Origin of the sequence: Janthinobacterium sp. TND4EL3 (assembly GCF_900156175.1) — a bacterium.
Classification (GTDB): domain Bacteria; phylum Pseudomonadota; class Gammaproteobacteria; order Burkholderiales; family Burkholderiaceae_D; genus Janthinobacterium.
This window is the reverse complement of record NZ_FTMV01000010.1, coordinates 166,958-187,803: the sequence shown is the minus strand read 5'-3', so window position 1 is coordinate 187,803 and position 20,846 is coordinate 166,958. Positions and strand designations below refer to the sequence as shown.

Genomic DNA, 20,846 nt, shown 5'->3' with positions numbered 1-20,846 from the left:
AAAACACGCACAAGTCATATATGGCGCCTTGTCGGCGCCATCACAAACGGTTCAACAAAAAAAAAATGGGCATCTGCCCATCTTCTTGTATTTCCCCAACCAGATGAAAGCACTCCCCACCAAACAACCCTGCGGAGAACTTTTATTAGGCTGCAGATTATAACCTCTTATTAACTTCGCCGCAATGCCGCACACAAGGAGCAGCCCGGCTTACAACAGTTACAAGAGCGCGCGCCCACGGCAGATTAGCGGGCGCGCGAGAAGAAATTCCCTGATTTAACCTTTGCTGCGGCGGCGCGGCATGCCATCCATGCCGCCACGGTCCATGCCGCCACGCGGCTGGCCGCCGGAACGCGCCTGGCCGCCGGCGCCGCCCGCATTGCGGCGCGGACCCGTGTTGGCGAAGCCAAATGCCGTTTGCAGCGGATCGGGCTGGCGCGGACCGCGTTGCGGCGCGCGGCCTTCACCACCGGGACGGCCCTGGCCTGCCGCACGCGGCGGACGACCCTGACCCTGGCCTTGCGCGCCCTCGAACGATGCCGACGAACGGGGCTGACCGCCCTGGAACGGACCTTGCGGCTGGCCACGGCCAGGACCACGCGCTTCGCCGGGGCGGCCGGCGCCGCCTGGACGGCCCTGACCTTGCGGACGCGCAAACTGGCCGGCAAGCTGGCCACGGCGCGGCGCGACCGGGAACGGATCGGCGTTGCGGTTGCTCACATCGATGCGGTTGCCATTCGGCTCGTCATCGCGGCTGGCCTTGCGTGCTTCGCGGCCCTTGGCGGCGCCGGCGGCACGCGGATCGCCCGAAGGCGGCATTTTCTTTTCGATGCCGTAGGCGGCGAGCAGGTCGCGCACGGTGTTTTCATCCATCTCTTCCCAGCGGCCGCGCTTCAGGCCGCTCGGCAGGGTCATGGCGCCGTAGCGGGTACGGATCAGGCGCGACACGGTCAGGCCGATGGCTTCGAACATGCGGCGCACTTCGCGGTTGCGGCCTTCGCCGATCACCACGCGGTACCACTTGTTGATGCCTTCGCCGCCGCCATCGGCGATCTTCGAGAACTGCGCCATGCCGTCCTCCAGCTCGACGCCGGCCAGCAGCTTCTGGCGCATGCCCTCTTCCAGCTCGCCCAGGGTACGCACGGCGTACTCGCGGTCGATGCCGTAGCGCGGGTGCATCAGGCGGTTGGCCAGGTCACCGGAGGTGGTAAACAGCAGCAGGCCTTCCGTGTTGAAGTCGAGGCGGCCGACGGCCAGCCACTTGCCGGCCTTCATGGTCGGCAGGCGGTCAAAGACGGAAGGACGGCCGTCCGGGTCGTTGTGGCTGACGATTTCGCCGGCCGGCTTGTGGTACACCAGCACGCGTGGCGGCTTCTTGCTCACGCGGCGCTGGATCAGCTTGCCGTTGATGCGCACATGGTCGGTCGGCAGGATGCGCTGGCCGATGTGGGCCGGCTCGCCGTTGACGGACACGCGGCCCGAGATGATCAGGTCTTCCATGTCGCGGCGCGAACCGAGACCGGCTTCGGCCAGCACCTTGTGCAGCTTCGGTGCATCGTCGTCGGACGTCAGGTCGCGGCGCACGGCCGCTTTCTGCACGCGGCCGGTGCCGCCATCTTCGCTGTCGAAAGCATCGGAAGTGACGAAGGAGAACACGGCGTCGGCGTCGCTGACCTTGCCTGGCGCAGCCTGGCGGCCCTTGCCCTTCTTGCGGCTCTTGCCCGCATTCTTGCCGGCGCCCGGCACGTCGTTGCGCGGACCACGCGGTGCGCGTGGCGCGGACACGAGGTTGCCTTCGGCATCGAATACGTCGGCGACCGGCGCGGCGGCTTGCTCGGCGGCCGGCGTTGCTGCAACGGCGTCGGCTGCCTGCGGCGCTTCGGCGCGCGGCGGCTGGCGCAAGGCACGTTCGGCCTGCACGCCGCGCATCTGGCGCGGACCGCGCGTCGGGCGCGCTTCGGCCGGCTTGTCGGCGACGGCTTCCGGCGCCGTTTCAGCGACGGCAGCGGCGGCCTTGGCCGCAGCGCGGGCGCGCGGCGGACGCGGCGCCGGGGCGGCAACGGCTTCGGCAGCGGCTTCCGCAGCATCGGCCACGGCCTTCAGGGCCGGCTTGGCACGGGATTTCTTGACGGCAGGCGCAGCGTCGGCGGCGACAGCTTCAGCGACGGGCGCATCGGCGGCCACGTCCGCTTTCGTGCGGCGCTTCGGCTTGGCGGCGGCGCTGTCGCCGGCAACTGCAGCAGCGGCTGCATCGGCTTCGATCTGGGCCTTGGTGCGGCGCTTGGGCTTGGCAACGATGGCTTCGTCGCTGGTGATAACTGTCTCGGGTGTGTTCGGATTATTCATTGTTCGTTTCTTGGCTGTGCTGACCTGGCGCAGCGTCAACCGTTAGTTCTGGCGCAGGGTCGTGAGTGTAGGCTTCATCCATGGGCGAAGCATCGGGGCCGGCATCAAGGCTTGCTGTCACATCTACATCTGTCACAGCCGTATTGCTACCTGCACCAAGCTGGGGGGCAAGCTCATTGCTTGCCTTGTCAAAATTTTCCTGCAGGGCCGCTTCCAGGGCTTCGAGCCCATTGCCCTGCATTTCGCTGATTTGCTGCAAAGGCGGCAGCTGGGACAGCGAATGCAAACCCAGGTCATCCAAAAACTGCTTGGTGGTGGCCAGCAAGGCCGGCCGGCCCACCACGTCGCGGTAACCGATGGCATCGATCCAGCCACGGTCTTCCAGCATCTTGATCGTCTGCGAATTGACGGCAACGCCGCGAATCTCCTCGATATCGCCGCGCGTCACCGGCTGGCGGTAGGCGATGATGGCCAGGGTTTCCAGGGTCGCCCGCGAATACTTGGGCGGCCGCTCGGGCGTCAGACGATCCAGATACATCTTCATTTCCGGGCGGCTTTGAAAGCGCCAGCCCGAGGCCAGGCTGACGATCTCGATGCCGCGCCCTTCCCACTCATCGCGCAACTCTTCCAGCAATTGCTTGATCGTGTCGGCGCCGACGCCGACGCCGCGCACGCGGCCGTTCTCGTCCGCATCGACGAACAGCTTTTTCAGGCTGTGGATCGTCAGCGACTCACGAGCGCACAGCAACGCGGTTTCGAGGACTTTTTTAGCCTCAATTGTATTCATAGCAATTCTGTGCGGATGTGTGTTGCAATTCGTATGCAGAGAAAGAAATCAAAACGTTCATTTCAACGTAACGGATGGCAGACATCGGTGACGACGCCATGCTGGTGTTACAAGTTGAGGCTGTTTTTCCGACGCCTTGGCCGATGCGCGCAAAGCGGGACTGATGCGGATGCAGTGAAAGTCCTGCGATCCATGGTGCTGGCCTTAAATAACCAGCAATGAAACGATATCCGGAGCAGCTGCTTCTCCCGTGGCGGCGGACCAGCCAGACGGGTGAGCGACAGTCGTCGTTTCATCCAACGATGCCAATTGTACCTGATAAAAAGCGGAAAAGCGCAAAACCGGGCAAAACACGCGTTTTACCCGGCCCTGGCGCGACACATCGCCCGCTGCCCGCATCACAGGGAGGCGAGTTTCTCCGAGAGAATGGCTGATGCACCCAGGAAAGCAGGATACTGGGCCGTAATCACGAAGGTCGGCACTTGCGACACGTAATTGGCAAAACGACCCTTGCGCTCGAAGCGGGCGCGGAAACCGGAACGGTCGAAGCGCGCACCCAGGCGCGGCACGATGCCGCCGCCGATATAGATACCGCCCAGGGCGCCCAGGGTGACGGCGACGTTGCCCGCCACCGTGCCCAGCATGCAGCAGAACGCTTCGATGACGTCGTCGCACAGCTGGGATTCGCCGGCCAGCGCGCGGCGCGTGATTTCCGCCGCCGGCAAGGCTTCCGCGGGCACGCCCGCGCGGTCGGCCAGGGCGCGGTAGATCAGCTCCAGGCCATCGCCGGAAATCAGGCGCTCGGCCGAGACATGTTCATATTCGCGCCAGGCAAATTGCAAAATGCTCACTTCCAGCTCATTGAACGGCGCAAAGCTGACGTGGCCGCCTTCGCTTTGCAGCGCGATCCAGCCGCCGTGCGAGGGAATCAGGCCCGACACGCCCAGGCCCGTGCCGGCGCCGATCAGGCCGATGGCCGTGTTCGGACGGGCCGAGCCCGCGCCCACCTGATGCTTCTGCTCGCTCGACAGCTGCGGCAAGGAGCGCGCCAGGGCCGTGAAATCGTTGACCACGTCCAGGGTCGTGAAGCCGCACTCTTCGCGCATGGCGCGGATCGAGAACGACCAGTGGTGGTTCGTCATGCTGAGGAAGTCGCCGTCGACGGGATTGGCGATGGCGATCACGGCATGGCGCACGGCTTGCCCGCCGGCGGCAGCCATGTGCGGCAGGGCCAGGTAGGCTTGCAGGGCGGCGGACAGGCTCGGGTAATCGGCACAGGGCAGCACTTCCACCAGGGTGATGTGGCCGGCGGCCACTTCCAGGGCGAAACGGGCATTGGTGCCGCCCACGTCGGCCAGCAGGCGCGGTCCATCGGCAAAGGCGGAAGTCGGCAGTACGGGTGAAGACGAAGCGCTCATGATTTTAAATGATGAAGTGGGACGCATGGGACGCCAAGCTTAAAGGATGAATGCGCCCGGAGGCAAGCAAAGTTTGTAGTTTAAGTACATCAAAACAAGCCTTTATTGGTAGTTCCACTCCAAATGCAACAGGCAGGGCCAAAGTTACTCAAAAACAATGATTCATAGTAAGTACTTGCACTCGTCGGGCGCGCGAAAAGCATGCTGCATAGCAGCAGGAATCACTTGGAAAGAAGAGTATGCCGCAGTTTGCGCAAAGCCGCTTTGTATGGGGCGGCACAGGCGTGGCGCTGGCGTCGCGGTGGCCCGGCGACGCTGTTTTCGTATTATTACTACCGGTTTTTACCGATCAGGAGGGCAAGCCTTCGCCCAGCAGGCTGGCGGGCGCCGGCTGGTCCGAGCGGTAGGCGGCGTTCCACGCATCGAGGCCGCCATGCAGGGGCTTGGCGCGGTGAAAGCCGTGCTGGTGCAGCAGCTTGGCCACTTGCGCGGCCGTCACGTCGTTGGGGCAGCTGCAATACACGATGATGTGGCGGTCCTTGTCCATGGCGATCATGGCGGGCACGGGTTCCTTGCCGTTGAAGAACAAGGCGCCCGGCACGGCCGGCTCCAGCGCCTGCGCCGTGGCGCTGCGCGCGTCGACCATCAGCGGCTCCTCGCCCTGCTCTATGAGTTCGAGCAATTCGTCGATGCCGATGCGCTCGATCTGCAAGGCCTGGCGGAAACGCCGGCGCTCCAGGTATTTATACAGCAGGAACAGGCCCAGCAAGGTGGCCAGCATCAGCAAGGCCGTGCTGCCCATGGTGCTGAGCAGGTCGAGCACCTGCTGCACGCTGGCGTGAAAGATCACGCCGACGACGATGCCCGTGCCGCTCCACAGCAAGGCGCCCAGGCCCGCATACAGGAAGAACAGGCGCGGCGGCGTGCCCAGCGCACCCGACATGGGCGCGGCCACGGTATTGAATCCCGGCACGAATTTGGAGACGATCAGGGCTTTCGGTCCCCAGCGCTTGAACTTGTCTTCCGTCTGGCTGACGCAGTAATCGGGCGACAGCGAGATGCGGCACAGCAGGCGCAGGATGCGCTTGCCGAAATGCCGGCCCGCGCGGAACCACGTGAAGTCGCTGATCAGGCAGGCGCCCAGCGCGGCGGCCAGCACCAGCCCCCCGTTCATGTCGCCATCGACGGCCAGCGCCCCCGCCACCACGAGGATGGGAAAGGCGGGAATCGGCAGGCCGAGCTGCTCCACCAGCACGATGCCAAAGACAATCAGGACACCGTAATGTTCGAGCAGGTAAATGAGGTTGGGCATGGGCGCTATCTTACCGTAAAAATGCCCCTACACCTGGACGCCCTTCGGTATGGCACTCAGCAGGGTGCGCGTGTAGGGATGCACGGGATTGCGGTACAGCTCGTCCGAATCGGCCAGCTCCACCACCTGTCCCTTGTGCATCACCATCACCTGGTCGGCGATGTATTTGACGACGGACAAATCGTGCGAGATGAAGATGTAGGACAATCCGAATTCATCCTGCAAGTCCTGCAGCAGGTTCAGTACCTGCGCCTGCACCGACACGTCCAGCGCCGACACGGATTCGTCGCACACCAGAATTTCCGGCTGCATGGTCAGGCAGCGGGCAATGGCGATGCGCTGGCGCTGGCCGCCCGAGAACTCGTGCGGATAGCGGTGGAAGGCCTGCTCGGGCAATCCCACCTTGTCGAGCAGCCAGTAGGCCTTGGCGATGCGTTCCTGGTCGCTCGCGCCGATCTTGTGGATGCGCATCGGTTCCAGCAGAATCTGCCCCACCGTAAAGCGGGGATTCAAGGAGGCATACGGATTCTGGAAGATGATCTGGATGCGGCGTTTATACGGCAGGTATTCCTTGTTCGGCATGGCAATCAGGTCCTTGCCGTGGAACATGGCCGTGCCGCTAGTTGCCTGGTGCAGGCGCAGCAAGGTCAGGCCCACCGTCGTCTTGCCGGAACCGGATTCGCCCACCACGCCCAGGGTTTTTCCGCGCGGCAAGGTAAATGACACATCCTTGACGGCCTGGAATTCGCGCTTGCCGAACAATCCTTCGCGCGTATAAAAGCTTTTACTCAAGTTATTCACCACCAGCACCGGCTCGTCGCCCGGCGTGTAGCCGCGCGTGCGCTGTTTCATTTCGATACCGGGACCGGCCTTGCCGTCCATGTAATCGGCGATCACGGGCAGGCGCCACGGGCGCTCGTCCAGCGACGGGCGGCAATGCAGCAGGGCTTTCGTGTAACTGTCTTGCGGCGCTTCGAATACCTGGCGCACCTCGCCCGTCTCGCGCACTTCGCCGTGGCGCATGACGATCACCTGGTCGGCGATCTCTCCCACCAGGCCCAGGTCGTGGGTAATGAAGAGCACGGACATCTGGTGTTTCTTTTGCAGTGCCGCGATCAGGTCCATGATCTGCTTCTGGATCGTCACGTCCAGCGCCGTCGTCGGCTCGTCCGCGATCAAGAGTTTCGGCTCGCAGGCGATCGCCATGGCGATCATCACGCGCTGCTGCTGGCCGCCCGACATCTGGCTCGGGTAGGCGTCGATCTTGGTGGCGGGGTCGGGTATGCCCACCTCTTCCAGCAGCGCCAAGGTGCGGGCACGCGCCTGCTTGCGGTTCATGCCCATGTGCTGGCGCAATACTTCGGCGATCTGGAAGCCCACCGTAAACACGGGGTTGAGCGACGACATCGGCTCCTGGAAGATCATCGAGATATCCTTGCCGCACATGGTGCGCCGCTCGGCGATCGACAATTGGAGCAGGTCGCGCCCGCCGAAGTGGATGCGCGATTGCTTGTCGATGATGGTGTTATCTGGCGGCAACAAGCCCATCACGGCCAGCGAGCTGACGGACTTGCCGCTGCCCGACTCGCCCACCAGGGCGACGGTGCTGTTGCGCGGCACGTTGAACGAAATGCCCTTGACGGCTTCGAACGTGGTCTTCTTGTCAAGGCGGAAGGTGACGCGCAGGTCGCGCACTTCCAACAGGTTATTCTGGTCCATGAGCAACTCCTATTTCACTTTGGGGTCGAGCGCATCGCGCAAGGCATCGGTAAACAGCGAGAACGCCGTCACCAGCACGGCCATCGCCGTGGCGGCGGCCGTCAGCTGCCACCATTTGCCCAGGATCAGTTCATTTTGTGCCTCGTTGAGCATGCTGCCCCACGAGACGGTGCCTACCGGCACGCCAAAGCCGAGGAAACTCAGGATCACTTCCGCCTTGATGAAGCCCACCACGAGAATCGACATTTGCACCAAGGCAACGTGGCTCACGTTCGGGAAGATGTGCGAGAACATCTTGCGCCAGTGCGAAGCGCCGATGGCGTCGGCTGCCATCACGTATTCGCGCGCCTTGTGCTTGATGTATTCGGCGCGGATCAGGCGGTACGGCCCCGTCCAGCCCGTCAAGCCGAGGATCAGCACGATGGTCAGCACGCCCTTCTGCTGCAGCACGGCCGCCACCGTCAAGATCATCAAAATCGATGGAATTGAGGTAAAAATGCTGTAGAACCAGTTAAAAAAGTCATCGACGATGCCGCCGAAGTAGCCGGACACGGCGCCGAACAAGGTGCCCAGCACGACGGCCAGCAAGGCGGCCACCAGGCCCACGACGATCGACGTCTCGCCGCCCTTGATGGTTTTCTGCACGATGTCGTGGCCCCATTTGTCGGCGCCGAACGGCAAGGTGGACGCCTTGTGCGCGATCAACTTCTTCGTCTTGCCCATGCCGGCGCGCAAGGCCGTCAAGTCGTCGGCCAGCGGGTCGGTGACGCCGTACATCTCGACGCCGGCCGATGGGTTGCTGCCCATCTGCGCGCGCAGTTCGGCGATGTCGTCGGCCAGCGGGTCGAGCACGTTGACGGGAGTGGGCGCGCTGCGCTCGTCGGACTGGGGAATGGCGCCGTCGCCGGCACCGGCCGCATCCTTGTCGGCACCGACAAAGGTGGGCGGCGCGTAGCTGACGGCCACTTCGTCTTCCCAGTTCGCCGCCACGAGGCCGCTGGCGGACGCCAGCACCAGCAGGAAAAAAGCGCCGACCACGGCCAGCGATACCATTGCAATCTTGTCGCCGCGCAAACGGCGCCACGCCAGGGCCCACAGGCCGGGCGATGTATGAGGTTTCGACATCGTCTCTTTCTACTTCAGTTGTACGCGAGGATCGACCGCCTGGTACAGCAGGTCGGTGAGCAGGTTGAAGAGCATGGTGGCGGCGGCGACATACACGGTGATCGCCTTGATCACCGGAAAATCGCTGCGCTCGACGGCCAGGATCACTTCACGCCCGATGCCGGGGATGCCGAAGAAGCGTTCCAGCAGGAAGGCGCCGATCAGCAGGGCCGGCAAGTTCGACATCACGTAGGTAATGATGGGAATGGCGGCGTTGCGCAGCACGTGGACCCACATGATGCGGCCTTCCTTCAAGCCCTTGGCGCGCGCCGTGCGCACGTAATCCTGGTTCGCCTCGTCCAGCACGAAGGTGCGGAACAGGCGCAGGGTGGGCGCAATCGACACGGCCAGACCGATGAGGATCGGCAAGGTGGAATAGCGCAAGAGGTTTTCCCAGAAGCTGTCGCCCCAGCCCTGCACGGGGAACAGGCCCAGCTTGTAGGCAAAGCCGTACTGGAAGACGATGATGTAGACGAGGATGGAAATCGACATGCCCACCGTGCAGGCGATCATCACCATGCGGTCCGTCAGCGAGCCGCGGACAAACGCGATGGCCAGCGCCAGCGCCACGCCGAAGAACGTTTCCAGCACGGTCAGCGGAATCAAGACCATCATGGACGGGCCCAGGCGCGAGGTGATGATGTGCGACACGGTTTCGCCCGTGGCCCAGCTTTGGCCGAAATCAAAGGTGACGATCTGCTTGATGAAGATCCACAGCTGCACGTAGTACGGCTGGTCGACGCCCAGCTGGCGGCGGATGTTGGCGATGCTTTCCGCACTAGACATCTTGCCGGCCAGGATGTAGGCGGGGTCGCCGCCCACCCAGTTAAACAATATAAACACCAGCAGGACGACGCCCAGCATGGTGGGCAGCATCTGCCACAAGCGGCGCAGGATATAAGCAAACATAATGATTCCTTGTCGTATATGGTGTTAAAAGCGGCGTCGCTTATTTATTCGCCGAAGCCGCAGGGGCTGGCGCCACCGGCGCCCCCGTGCTGTCGATATCCATATACGCCCACTCCTGGAACAGGATAGGGTGCTTCTTGTAGCCCAGCACCGACTTTTGCGCCAGCATGTTGCGGTAGCGCGCATAGCCGATCAGGGCGCCCGCATTGACTTCCAGGCGGCGCGCCATCTTGTGGAACAGCTCGTCGCGCTCGGGGCTGGCCGGCATGGCCTGGCTGGCCGCGTACCATTTGTCGTACTCGGGGTCCTGGTAGCAGCCGTTGTTGTTCTGGTGCGTGTTGGGGCCGTAGAACAGCTGCATGAAGTTGTCGCCGTCCGGATAGTCGGCCAGCCACGGCGCCGTGCGCGTCTGCATCTTGCACTGCTTTTCCGTCTTCAGAATGTCGGAAAAGATCATGCGGTCGTTTTCCATGCGGATGCCCAGCGAGTTATACGTCTTGCGCCACATTTCCGCCTGCAGCACGCCGTTCGCTTCGTTGCGCGAGGCGTAGCGGATCAGCAGTGGCTTGCCGTCCGGCAAGGTGCGCCAGCCGTCGGCGCCCTTCTTGTAGCCGAATTTATCGAGCAGTTTATTCGCCAGCACGGGATCGTATTGCAGCAGGGATTTGTAGTGCGGGTCGTAGCCGACGACGCCGGGCGGGATCGGATAGTCGAGGCGCTTGGCCTGGCCATTCCAGATGATGCGGATTTCTTCGTCGATATTGTGCGCCATGGCAATGGCGCGGCGCAGGGCGATCTTTTCCTTGCTGAAGCCGCCGAGGGTCGGGTCTTCCATATTCCAGTAGTAATAGCTGATTTCCGGGTCCAGCAGGCGCGACAGTTGCACGCCCTTCTCGGCCAGTTCGGGGCGCAGCTTGCCATTGAGCAATGCCTTCGGCGCCAGCGGGCCGTCGAGCCAGAACACGTCCGTGCCGCCGCTCTGGAACGACAGCCAGCGCGACTGGTCTTCGATCATCACGGAAATTTCAATGCGGTCGATGGCGGGAATGCGCTTGCCCTGCATCTGGCGCACGATGCGCTGGTCGTCCGGGTCGTCGCCGGCCATGAAATTCCACGTTTCCGGCAAGTGCTGCGGGTTGCGGTTCAGGACGATGCGGTTGCCGCGCGTCCATTCGCCCAAGGTGTAATAGCCGGTGCCAACGGGGTTGGAGCCCACTTCGCCCTTCACGTCGCCGTATTTCTCCACCACTTCGCGCGCCACGGCGGCCGTGGGCACATAGGCGAGGATCATGGGGAAATTGAAATCGGTCTTGGTCAGCGTGATGCGCAGGGTGTACGGGTCGAGGATTTCCAGCCCGGCCACTTTCTTGTTGTAGTCGAGCTTGTTCGACTTGGCCGCCTCCTTGGCCAGGTCGTCCAGGCCCACCACCTTGCCTTCGAACAGCCAGCTGTGCGGCGACGCCAGGCGCGGGTCGAACAAACGCTTCCACGAATACACATAGTCGGCCATCGTCAGTTCGCGGCGCTTGCCGCCGAACGCGGCGTCGGGCGTGTACAGGATGCCTTTTTTCAGGCGGATGGTATAGGTCTTGCCGTCGGCGGACACTTCCGGCATGGCGGCCGCCGCGCCGGGCACCACCTTGACGGGACGCGCCAGGTAGTCATACGTGTACAGGGTGTCGAAGACGGCCTGCGTGATGTGGTTCGAATACAGGTCGCGCGCGGTGGCCGGGTCAAAACCCGTCTCGGCGGCCGGCAGGATATAGCGCAAGGTTTTCACCGGCGCCGCCGCGGGGGCAGCGTCAACGGCAGTGGCGGCCAACGGCAGGGTGGCCAGGCAGGCGAGCAGCGCCACGCGCCGCATCCATGGTGACTTCATGTAATACCCTTCATCTCGATTATCCGTCGCACCGTATTGGTGCGCTTGTACTGGCTTCCCCCTGGGATACAGGATTCCACCGCCAAAACCAGTCCATCCTCGCAAGATCTATGCCTTGTTCGCAGCCAGCCGCGCCTATGCTTGGACACGCTGGAAAACGCGTAACGATAACGCATATTTGGCATGCCGGGCGAAAAGCCGCAGCACTTCTGGCGAGCACAGCAACAAGCACCCGCTCCACAAGGAAAATCTTCCGCGCTGCAACATAGGCCTGTCGAAACCACGGAAAAGCGCATTGGTAGAAACCCTTACGTCCGTGAATGGGCCCACTTTTTATTCGCAGGCGGAAAACGCATAGCGCAGCGCAACATCAAAATAATTATCAATACTGAAACATGCCAACATTATAAAAAACACTGTTGTTTCCATGATGAAAGGCTGGATATGCGCGTTGACAAGCTTTCTCGGCAAATGGTCTTATCGATTGCGGCCACACAAGTGCGCCGAAGCATCCACAGTGATTGCCGACGCAGCAATCTTTTTTAGACTAGCGACGCTGCGCCGTAAAACGGCCAGCCTGGCTTATTTCGGAGTTTCAAGAATGATGATGGAAACAGTGATGTCCCGCTCCGTACGCCTGATCTTTTCAGGTAGCGTAGCAGCAGTAAGCCTTGGCATGATGGCCGTGCCGGCAATGGCGCAAGACGCCAATGTGCAGCGGGTGGAAATTACAGGATCGAGCATCAAACGGGCCACGGCCGAGACTGCATCGCCTGTACAGGTCATCACCCGCGATGACTTGATGAAATCGGGCAAGGCCACCGTCGCCGAATACCTGCAAACGCTGACGGCCGATGGCGCCGGTTCCCTGCCGACAGGCTTCGGCAACGGCTTTGCCGCCGGTTCCACGGCGATCTCGCTGCGCGGCCTGGGCGCCACCTCGACCCTGGTGCTGCTCAATGGCCGGCGCATGGCGCCGTTCGCGCGCGCCGATGACGGCCAGAAGAGCTTTACCGACCTGTCCACCGTGCCGATGCAGATCGTCGAGCGCATCGAGATCCTCAAGGATGGCGCCTCGTCGACCTACGGCGCGGACGCCATCGCCGGCGTCGTCAACATCATCCTGCGCAAGGACTTCGAAGGCCTGACCCTGAAAGGCGACACGGGCATTTCCGGCGACAGCGACGCCCAGCAGCACCGCGCCTCGCTGACCTTCGGCAAGGGCAACCTGGACACGGACAAATACAACTTCGTCATCAACGCCGAATACACCAAATCGGACATGCTGATGAACAAGGACCGCGCCGACCGCAAATGGATAGGCCAGGCCGACCTGCGTCCGTATGGCTATGCGATCAACACCCAGTTCGCCGGCGGCTACATCAATGGCAACAACGATGCGAATGCCTCGCCGACAGGCCTGATCCGCGACCCCGTCACCAACAATTACGTGTCCCTGCCCGGCTGCTCCAGCTTGTCCGTTTCCTCGCCGCAAGATCCAAAGGGCGGCTGCCTGTGGCACCACGACCAGTTCCGCTCGATGCAGCCCAAGATCGAATCGATCAACCTGTACACGCGCGGCACCTGGCAAGTCAATGCCGATACCCAGGTGTATGCGGAAGCGGGCTACTCGAAGCGCGATACGGCCTTCACCCTGATACCGCCATCGATCACGCCCACCGTTGCCTTCCCGCCCAACGCGGGCAACAAGGCGGGCGTCATCAACTACGGTACCGGCAGCGGCACCAGCATCTTGCTGGCCGCCAACCACCCGCAAAATCCGTATGGCGTGCCGGTGCGGGTGCGCTACCAGGCTTTCGACGTGGGCGCCAGCACGCGCCAGGCCAATAACGAGTTCAACCGCATCGTGCTCGGCGTCAAGGGCAACGCCATGGGCTGGGACTACGATGCCGGCTACACGCATTCGGAATCGAAACTGCACCTCGATTACAGCAACATGCTGAACATGGCCGTCGTCAAGGCGGCCTTGGGCGATTCCAGTCCGAGCAGCAAGTATTTCCCTTACTACATCGGTGCGCAGGCGAACAAGAATCCCGCCTCGCTGTACGCGGCGATGGTGACGAACGCCACCTCCGATTCCACAACCAAGCTCGACATCATCGACTTCAAGGCATCGCGCGAGCTGATGCAGTTGCCGGGCGGCGCAATGGGCCTGGCCGTGGGCGCGGAACACCGCCGCGACAAGCTCGACAATCCTTCCCTGACAGGCACGCAAGACGGCTCCATCAACGCAAGTTACGTGGCCGCCAAGGGCGACAGCAAGGTCTCGGCCGTGTTCTTCGAAGTGCTGGCGCCCGTGATCAAGACGGTGGAACTGTCGGGCGCCCTGCGTTACGACAAATATGACCGTTTCTCGTCGACCACGCCGAAACTGGGCGCCAAGTGGACGCCGCTGAAAACCTTCGCCGTGCGCGGCACGTATTCGGAAGGCTTCCGCGCGCCTGGCCCGGCGGAAAGCAATGCCGATTCGCAATCGACGGGTACCTCGACCGTGACAGATCCCGTGCGCTGCCCGGGCGGGAACCGCTTGCCGGGCGCCAATGCCAGCGATTGCGAACTGCAAGTGGCGGCCGTCAAGGTCGGCGACCCCACCCTCAAGCCGGAAAAATCCAAGGGCTATACCCTGGGCCTCGTATGGGATCCTTTCAACGATACCAGCCTGTCGCTCGACGCCTGGAAGATCAAGCGTGAAAACGAGATCAATCCGCTGCCGTACAACGAAGCGGCCGCCCTGCCGACGGCCATCCGTTCCGACAACAACCTGACCATCAATGGCGTCGTAGTGCCGAACACGGGCACCTTGCTGATTACCAAGGCGCCGTACCGCAACTCCAGCTACACGGAGATCAAGGGTATCGACCTGGACGTCAAGCAGCGCGTGCGCCTGGGTGACTACGGCCGCGCCACGTTCGGCCTGACCTGGACCCACATCGCCTCGTGGGTGCGGGCCGAGTCGGCCGCCGTGCGCTACCAGTTCGCTGGCACGCATGGCAATTGTGATACATCAAACTGCGCCGGCACGCCGAAGGACAAGATCAACTTGACCGGCTCGTGGGACTTGGGCAACTGGAACGTCAGCGGCGTGCTGAACTACCGTTCGGATATGAAAAATATCAAGTTTGAAGGCGACCCATGCGCGTCCAAGCTGGCCAACGGCACGCCGGCGCCAAACGGCTGCAAGCTGGCCTCGTTCACCACGCTCGACCTGTCAACCCGCTGGAACGTCAACAAACAGCTGCAACTGTTTGCCTCGATCAACAACGTGACCGACAAGATCGCGCCGCTCGACCCGCTGACCTACGGCGGCATGAGCTACAACCCGATGGATGCCAGTGGCGCCATCGGCCGCTACTTCAAACTGGGCGCCAGCTACAAGTTCTTCTAAGCTGATACCTGTATCCTGACGCGAGGCGGTGAGCAATCACCGCCTTTTTTTTCGTCTGCGACTGTGGTTCAACGCAGCCCATCCACACGTCTATTGCGCCAGCGCAAACCTTACTTCCTGCTCGCCTGTAAAACTCCCTTGCAGGCCATTTGGCCCATGACCACGCCACAGGAGTGTCAGATGACGCACACCCGCAATCCCTCCCCTACCTTGCGCCTGCTGTGCGCAGCCTTGCTCGGCGCGTATGGCCATGCGGCCATGGCGCAGGACACCGGCGCCGCCGGCGAGCCCCCCGCCATGCAGAGAGTCGAAGTCACCGGCTCCTCCATCAAGCGCCTCGTCTCGGAAACAGCCACGCCCCTGTCCATCTTCAAGGCCGAGGATTTCGCCAAACAAGGCCTGACGACAGCCCAGGAAGTGCTCAGCAAGATCCCCGCGAACTCCTCCAGCATGGGCAGCGGCAATGCCGTCGGCGGCAATACCAGCGGCTTGCCCACGGGCGGACAGGCCAGCGCCGACCTGCGCGGCCTGGGCGGCGACAAGACCCTCGTGCTGCTCAATGGCCGGCGCATCGCCAACCACCCGTATGACGGCGCCAGCGTCGACCTGAACATCATTCCCATCGCCGCCCTCGAGCGCGTCGAAGTGCTGCGCGACGGCGCCTCGGCCATCTACGGCACGGACGCCATCGGCGGCGTCATCAACTTCATCACCAAGCGCTCGGTCAACGTCACGAACATCACGGCCGAAGTGGTCGCGCCCGAACACAAGGGCGCCGGCGAGCACCGCATCAACCTGTCCACGGGCTTCGGCAAGCTCGACACGGACGGCTATAATATTTTTGGCGTAGTCGATTACCACAAGCAAAATGTACTGACCTCGCAAGACCGCACCTTCTCGGCAACGGGTATCGTTCCTTCGCGCGGCCTGTCCATTACCAGCGGCACCACTTTCCCCGGCAATTATTTTGACGCCGCCGCCAATGGCGGCGATGGCCTGGCCGGCAACCCCTACGCAGCCAGCGGCTGCCTGCCGCCGCTGTCGGTGCCGGCCGTGCCGGCCAACGGCACCTGCCGCCAGGATTACACGCGGCAAATCGACGATCTGCCGGCACAGGAGCAAATCGCCTTCTTCGGCAAGGGCGCTTTCAAGCTGGGCGGCGGCCACCTGGCCACTGTGGAATATCTGCACTCGGAAAACAAGGTCAAGGCGCGCACGGCACCGCCGCCGCAAACAGGCTTGATTCTGCCCATCAGCAGCAAATACTATCCGGGCAATGCGGGCGGCGTACCGGCCCAGCCCGGCTTGTCGGGCCAGCCCCTGAGCGTCAACTGGCGCCCCGTGGAAGCGGGCCAGCGGCAGATCGATTCCGACGGCAAGGCCGACCGTCTGGTGCTGGCGCTGGAAGGCGAACTGGCGGGCTGGGACTACAAGACGGGCCTGAGCCATGCGATCAGCAATTCGTCGGAAAAATTCACGAACGGCTATGTGCAGGATGCGGGCTTTGCCGCCGGCGTGCTCAATGGCATCCTGAACCCGTTTGGCGTGCAGGACGCGGCCGGAAAAAGCTACCTGGCCAGCACCGCCCTGCGCGGCGAAGTGCAGAACGCCAGGGTCACCACCACGGGTTTCGACGTCAAGGGCAGCCGCGACCTGATGCAGCTGGCCGGCGGCCCGCTGGCCATCGCCCTGGGCGGCGAAGTGCGGCGCGAAAAGGCCGACTTCAATGTCAACCGCGACATCGCCGGCCAGGCCGCCAGTTCCGGCCTGTCCGGTTCGCTCTCGAAGAGCGGCGCGCGCACGATCCAGGCCGTCTTCGGCGAAGTCAACTTGCCATTGATCAAGGATCTGGAAGTGCAGCTGGCGGCCCGCTTCGACCATTACAGCGACGTGGGCAGTACCACCAATCCCAAGCTGGCCCTGCGCTACCAGGCCAGCAGCGCGCTGGTGCTGCGCGGTTCGGCCAGCACGGGTTTCCGCGCGCCGACCCTGTTTGAAAAGAACGCGCCGCCATCGAAGAACGATACCAACGATACCTATGACGACCCGATTTTGTGCCCCGGCGGCGTGCCGCAGCCTGGCGCCAACCCCTTGCGCGACTGCGACTTGCAGCAGTTCAAGCTGCAAGGCGGCAATGAGAAGCTGAAACCGGAAAAATCCACCACCTTCGCCTTCGGCGTCGTCGTCGAACCCATCCAGGAAGTTACGCTCGCCATCGATTACTGGAACATCCATTTGAAGGACAAGATTTCATCCTTGCCCGAGCAATCGATCTTCGGCAACTACGCGAAATACAAGGCCTTGTTCCTGCGCAATCCCGACGGTTCGCCCTACGCCATCCTGGACCTGAACGACAACCTCGGCGAAGTCAAGACGGACGGCATCGACGTGAGCCTGAATGCGCGCCTGGTACGCGGTGCCTATGGCGATTTCAGCGTGTCGGTGGACGGCACCTGGACCCACAAGTACGACTACCAGAACGAGCGCGGCGGCGAATTCATCGCCAACGTGGGCCGCTATGCGGACAACAATCCTGTGTTCCGCTGGAAACATACGGCCGCGCTGAACTGGCGCAAGGGCAACTGGGGCGCCACCGTGTCGCAATCGTTCAAGTCCGGCTACACGGACCAGAATAATGTTGCCGAGCAGTACAAGCACGATGTGCCCTCGTACAGCCTGTTCAATGTGTCGGGCAGCTATGCGTGGAAGGGTTTGCTGCTGACGGCCGGCGTGAAGAACCTGTTCGACAAGGAACCGCCGTTCTCGAACCAGGGCACCTTGTTCCAGAAAGGCTATGACCCGCGCTACACGGACCCGGTCGGGCGCGCCTGGTACTTGCGCGGCAGCTATACGTTTTAAGGGGGATGGTCTGAAACAGGAATCGACGGGGCTGCGCTGACTAGCGTTTGCCTGCAGCACGACAGACGGCGCCAGCAGCGATGCTGTGCGCCGTTTTATTCTACGCGCCTGAGTGCGCCTGACAAGGGTTGGCTATATTTTATTCCTGAAGTAATGCAAAAAAAATAGCAATATGTTGCATTTCGTCCAAAAAGTCCGCGCGAAATTGACAATCTGAATCGTGAATGTTTTGATGAGGGCCCGGAAAATTTACAGAATTTTCATTGGTGGATTTTCAAAAAGGCAAATAAATTGTTGGCAAGCAACAAGTTATTTCAAAATAATTGCCGCCTTTATCACAATAACAAGGAATTACAGATGATGATAGAAAATGTAATATCGCGGTCGCTGCGCCTGATGTTTGCAGGCGGCATGGCCCTGGGCATGCACGCCGCGTATGCACAAGAAACAACAGATGGCACCATGCAACGCGTGGAAGTGACGGGTTCGAGCATCAAGCGCCTGGCATCGGAGACAGCGCTGCCGATCACCTCGATCAAGGCCGACGATTTCGCCAAGCAAGGCTTGACGACGGCGCAGGAAGTCCTGTCCACCATTTCCATGAATCAGAGCTCGCAAAGCAGCTCTCAGTCCGTCGGTTCGGGCACGGGAGGCCAGTCCGTCGCCGACCTGCGCGGCATCGGCGGCGACAAGACCCTGGTCCTGCTGAACGGCCGCCGTATCGCCAGCCACCCGTTCAACGGTTCGTCCGTCGACCTGAACATCATCCCTATTTCTGCCCTGGAACGTGTCGAAGTGCTGCGTGACGGCGCCTCCGCGATCTACGGCACGGACGCCATCGGCGGCGTGATCAACTTCATCACCAAGCGTTCCGTCAAAGGCGGTTCCGTCACGGTCGAACACTACGAGCCGCAGAAAGCGGGCGGCGGCGACGAATCGCGCCTGAACCTGTCCGGCGGCTATGGCGACCTGAACAAGGATGGCTTCAACGTCTTCGGCGTCGTCGACGTACACCGCCAGTCGGCGCTGAGCGCGGCCGACCGCTCTTTCTCGAAGAGCGGCTACATTCCCAGCAAGGGCGTGGATAACCTGAGCGGCACCACCTTCCCGGCCAACTTCTACGATACGGGCAATGGACTGATCGGCAACCCGGCCTTCGCCGCCGGCTGCGTGGGTCCGAACCTGTACAAGAACACCTCGGGCAAGAGCACCTGCGCCATGGACGTCACGCCGTTCATCCAGGCCATCCCGAAAACCCAGCAGGAATCCTTCCTGGGCAAGGCCAGCTTCAAGCTGAACCAGGATCACCTGGCTACCATCGAATACCTGCACTCGCGCAGCACCAACGAAGCGCGCATCTCGCCGCCGCCTATGTCGAATATCGGCATCCTCATGCCATCGAGCTCGCCTTACTACCCGGGCGGCAGCGCCGGCGTGCCGGCCGTGCCTGGCCTGTCGGGCGAAGCGCTCGACATCAGCTGGCGTCCAGTGGCATCGGGCCAGCGCAGCGGCTTCGACACCAGCACCTCGGACCGCCTGGTACTGGCTTCCGAAGGCGTCCTGGGCGGCTGGGACTACAACGTCGGCCTGAGCTACTCCGTCAGCAAGGCCACCAGCGCCTTCACGGGCGGCTACCTGAATGACCAGCGCATCATCGACGGCATCGGCAATGGCATCCTGAACCCGTTCGGCGACCAAAGCGCCGCCGGCGAAGCGTACCTGAAGGATTCCGTCCTGAAAGGCGAATACCTGAGCGCCAAGATGACCAGCACCGCGGTCGACGCGAAGATCAGCCGCGAGCTGTTCAACCTGCCGGCTGGCGCAGTCGGTTTCGCCGTCGGTACGGAATTCCGCAACGACAAGGCCGAATACAACGTGAACCGCGACCTGGCCGGCCAGGCATCGAGCTCCGGCTACGCCGAAGCGCAGAACCAGTCGGGCAGCCGCAACATCTCCGCCATCTTCTCGGAACTGAGCATTCCTGTCATGAAAGACCTGGAACTGTCGCTGGCAGCCCGTTATGACCACTACAACGACGTCGGCGGCAGCTTCAACCCGAAAGTCGGCGTACGCTGGCAGCCAACGAGCCAGGTGCTGCTGCGCAGCTCCTACAACACAGGTTTCCGTGCGCCAACGCTGTATGACCTGCATGGTCCGCAAACCAAGACCTTCACTGCCAACAAGTACGACGATCCACGCCTGTGCCCAGGCGGCGTAGCAATCCCTGGCGCCAACAGCAACGTGGCCTGCGGCGCGCAGCAGTACATCCGTTCGGGCGGCAATCCGGATGTGGGCCCGGAAAAATCGAAAACCTTCAGTGCCGGTATCGTCATCGAGCCGACCAAGTCGCTGACCGTCTCGCTCGATTACTTCCAGATCAAGCTGCGCGACAAGATCGGCACCGTGGCCGAACAGACCCTGTTCGACAACTACGCCAAGTATCAAAACAACTTCATCTATACCGCTGACGGCAAGCTCGATTACGTGCTCGCTACCCTGGGCAACCTGGGCGAAATGCACACCTCGGGCATCGACCTGGGCTTGAACTGGAAATTGCCACGCAGCCAGTATGGCAACTTCACGTTCAACTTCGACGGCACCTGGGTGCAGAAGTATGAGTACCAGAACGAACGCGGCGGCGAATTCCTGCAAAACGTGGGCGTGTATGGCGACAAGGCACCAGTTTTCCGCTGGAGACACAATGCATCCCTGCAATGGAATCTGGACAAATGGAACGCCACGCTGTCGAACAAGTACATGAGCGGCTACCGCGACCAGAACTATGTCGATCCGCAATTCGAGCAAAGCGTCAAGGCCTACTCGGTATGGTCGCTGTCGGGCGCGTACTCGGGCTTCAAGAACACCGAAGTCACCGTCGGCGTGAAAAACCTGCTGAACGAAGATCCACCGTTCAGTAACCAGATCGGTACCTTCCAGTCCGGCTACGATCCACGCTTCGCCGATCCGCTGGGCCGTACTTTCTATGTGCGCGCCACGTACAAGTTCTAAGCCGATACGCAACTGATATCCGCTGAAAACTGAAAAAG

At 62.1% G+C, this 20,846-nt stretch carries 12 protein-coding genes; 4 read left to right on the top strand and 8 right to left on the bottom strand.

Annotation, left to right across the window (positions count from 1 at the left end; all coding sequences use genetic code 11):
• Positions 1-276: 276 nt before the first annotated feature.
• From rluB to BXA07_RS16855, 8 genes are all read right to left on the bottom strand, one after another.
• Positions 277-2,346 carry a 23S rRNA pseudouridine(2605) synthase RluB gene (gene rluB / locus BXA07_RS16890; RefSeq protein WP_076569129.1) on the bottom strand — a complete coding sequence of 690 codons (2,070 nt, stop codon included), beginning with the start codon at positions 2,344-2,346 and terminating at the stop codon, positions 277-279.
• A complete protein-coding gene (scpB, locus tag BXA07_RS16885) occupies positions 2,339-3,133 on the bottom strand; it encodes an SMC-Scp complex subunit ScpB (RefSeq protein WP_076569127.1) in 795 nt (264 codons plus the stop codon). The genes rluB and scpB overlap by 8 nt, the downstream gene beginning before the upstream one ends.
• Before the next feature lie 398 nt (positions 3,134-3,531).
• The gene (locus BXA07_RS16880) at positions 3,532-4,551 is read right to left on the bottom strand and encodes a glucokinase (RefSeq protein WP_076569125.1); all 1,020 of its coding nucleotides are present in this window, start codon (positions 4,549-4,551) and stop codon (positions 3,532-3,534) included.
• 349 nt (positions 4,552-4,900) lie between these two features.
• Positions 4,901-5,863: a VTT domain-containing protein gene (locus BXA07_RS16875; RefSeq protein ID WP_076569123.1), complete on the bottom strand. Its 963-nt coding sequence runs from the start codon at positions 5,861-5,863 to the stop codon at positions 4,901-4,903.
• 27 nt (positions 5,864-5,890) lie between these two features.
• A complete protein-coding gene (locus tag BXA07_RS16870) occupies positions 5,891-7,582 on the bottom strand; it encodes an ABC transporter ATP-binding protein (RefSeq protein WP_076569121.1) in 1,692 nt (563 codons plus the stop codon).
• Between the two features lie 9 nt (positions 7,583-7,591).
• A complete protein-coding gene (locus tag BXA07_RS16865) occupies positions 7,592-8,707 on the bottom strand; it encodes an ABC transporter permease (RefSeq protein ID WP_076569119.1) in 1,116 nt (371 codons plus the stop codon).
• Positions 8,708-8,716: 9 nt separating this feature from the next.
• Positions 8,717-9,655, bottom strand: coding sequence for an ABC transporter permease (locus tag BXA07_RS16860; RefSeq protein WP_076569117.1), 939 nt, complete (start codon positions 9,653-9,655; stop codon positions 8,717-8,719).
• A gap of 40 nt (positions 9,656-9,695) precedes the next feature.
• Positions 9,696-11,534: an ABC transporter substrate-binding protein gene (locus BXA07_RS16855; RefSeq protein WP_083708352.1), complete on the bottom strand. Its 1,839-nt coding sequence runs from the start codon at positions 11,532-11,534 to the stop codon at positions 9,696-9,698.
• Positions 11,535-11,717: 183 nt separating this feature from the next.
• Here BXA07_RS16855 and BXA07_RS30230 point away from each other — a divergent pair, with 183 nt between their 5' ends.
• The 4 genes from BXA07_RS30230 (at position 11,718) to BXA07_RS16840 (ending at position 20,808) form a co-directional block, all read left to right on the top strand.
• Positions 11,718-12,080, top strand: a complete 363-nt coding sequence (locus BXA07_RS30230; protein ID WP_139335622.1) for a hypothetical protein — start codon at positions 11,718-11,720, stop codon at positions 12,078-12,080.
• A 73-nt stretch (positions 12,081-12,153) separates the two neighbouring features.
• Positions 12,154-14,940, top strand: coding sequence for a TonB-dependent receptor (locus BXA07_RS16850; protein WP_083708350.1), 2,787 nt, complete (start codon positions 12,154-12,156; stop codon positions 14,938-14,940).
• Between the two features lie 180 nt (positions 14,941-15,120).
• Positions 15,121-17,799 carry a TonB-dependent receptor gene (locus BXA07_RS16845; protein WP_083708348.1) on the top strand — a complete coding sequence of 893 codons (2,679 nt, stop codon included), beginning with the start codon at positions 15,121-15,123 and terminating at the stop codon, positions 17,797-17,799.
• A 357-nt stretch (positions 17,800-18,156) separates the two neighbouring features.
• Positions 18,157-20,808: a TonB-dependent receptor gene (locus BXA07_RS16840; RefSeq protein ID WP_076569113.1), complete on the top strand. Its 2,652-nt coding sequence runs from the start codon at positions 18,157-18,159 to the stop codon at positions 20,806-20,808.
• Positions 20,809-20,846: the final 38 nt, after the last annotated feature.

What these genes read in the sequence shown, in the direction of transcription:
- BXA07_RS16865 (WP_076569119.1), bottom strand. Translation starts at nt 8,707, where the DNA reads ATGTCGAAACCTCATACATCGCCCGGCCTGTGGGCCCTGGCGTGGCGC.
- BXA07_RS16855 (WP_083708352.1), bottom strand. Translation starts at nt 11,534, where the DNA reads ATGAAGTCACCATGGATGCGGCGCGTGGCGCTGCTCGCCTGCCTGGCC.
- BXA07_RS16880 (WP_076569125.1), bottom strand. Translation starts at nt 4,551, where the DNA reads ATGAGCGCTTCGTCTTCACCCGTACTGCCGACTTCCGCCTTTGCCGAT.
- BXA07_RS16860 (WP_076569117.1), bottom strand. Translation starts at nt 9,655, where the DNA reads ATGTTTGCTTATATCCTGCGCCGCTTGTGGCAGATGCTGCCCACCATG.
- rluB (WP_076569129.1), bottom strand. Translation starts at nt 2,346, where the DNA reads ATGAATAATCCGAACACACCCGAGACAGTTATCACCAGCGACGAAGCC.
- BXA07_RS16850 (WP_083708350.1), top strand. Translation starts at nt 12,154, where the DNA reads ATGTCCCGCTCCGTACGCCTGATCTTTTCAGGTAGCGTAGCAGCAGTA.
- BXA07_RS16845 (WP_083708348.1), top strand. Translation starts at nt 15,121, where the DNA reads ATGACGCACACCCGCAATCCCTCCCCTACCTTGCGCCTGCTGTGCGCA.
- BXA07_RS16870 (WP_076569121.1), bottom strand. Translation starts at nt 7,582, where the DNA reads ATGGACCAGAATAACCTGTTGGAAGTGCGCGACCTGCGCGTCACCTTC.
- BXA07_RS16840 (WP_076569113.1), top strand. Translation starts at nt 18,157, where the DNA reads ATGATGATAGAAAATGTAATATCGCGGTCGCTGCGCCTGATGTTTGCA.
- scpB (WP_076569127.1), bottom strand. Translation starts at nt 3,133, where the DNA reads ATGAATACAATTGAGGCTAAAAAAGTCCTCGAAACCGCGTTGCTGTGC.
- BXA07_RS30230 (WP_139335622.1), top strand. Translation starts at nt 11,718, where the DNA reads ATGCCGGGCGAAAAGCCGCAGCACTTCTGGCGAGCACAGCAACAAGCA.
- BXA07_RS16875 (WP_076569123.1), bottom strand. Translation starts at nt 5,863, where the DNA reads ATGCCCAACCTCATTTACCTGCTCGAACATTACGGTGTCCTGATTGTC.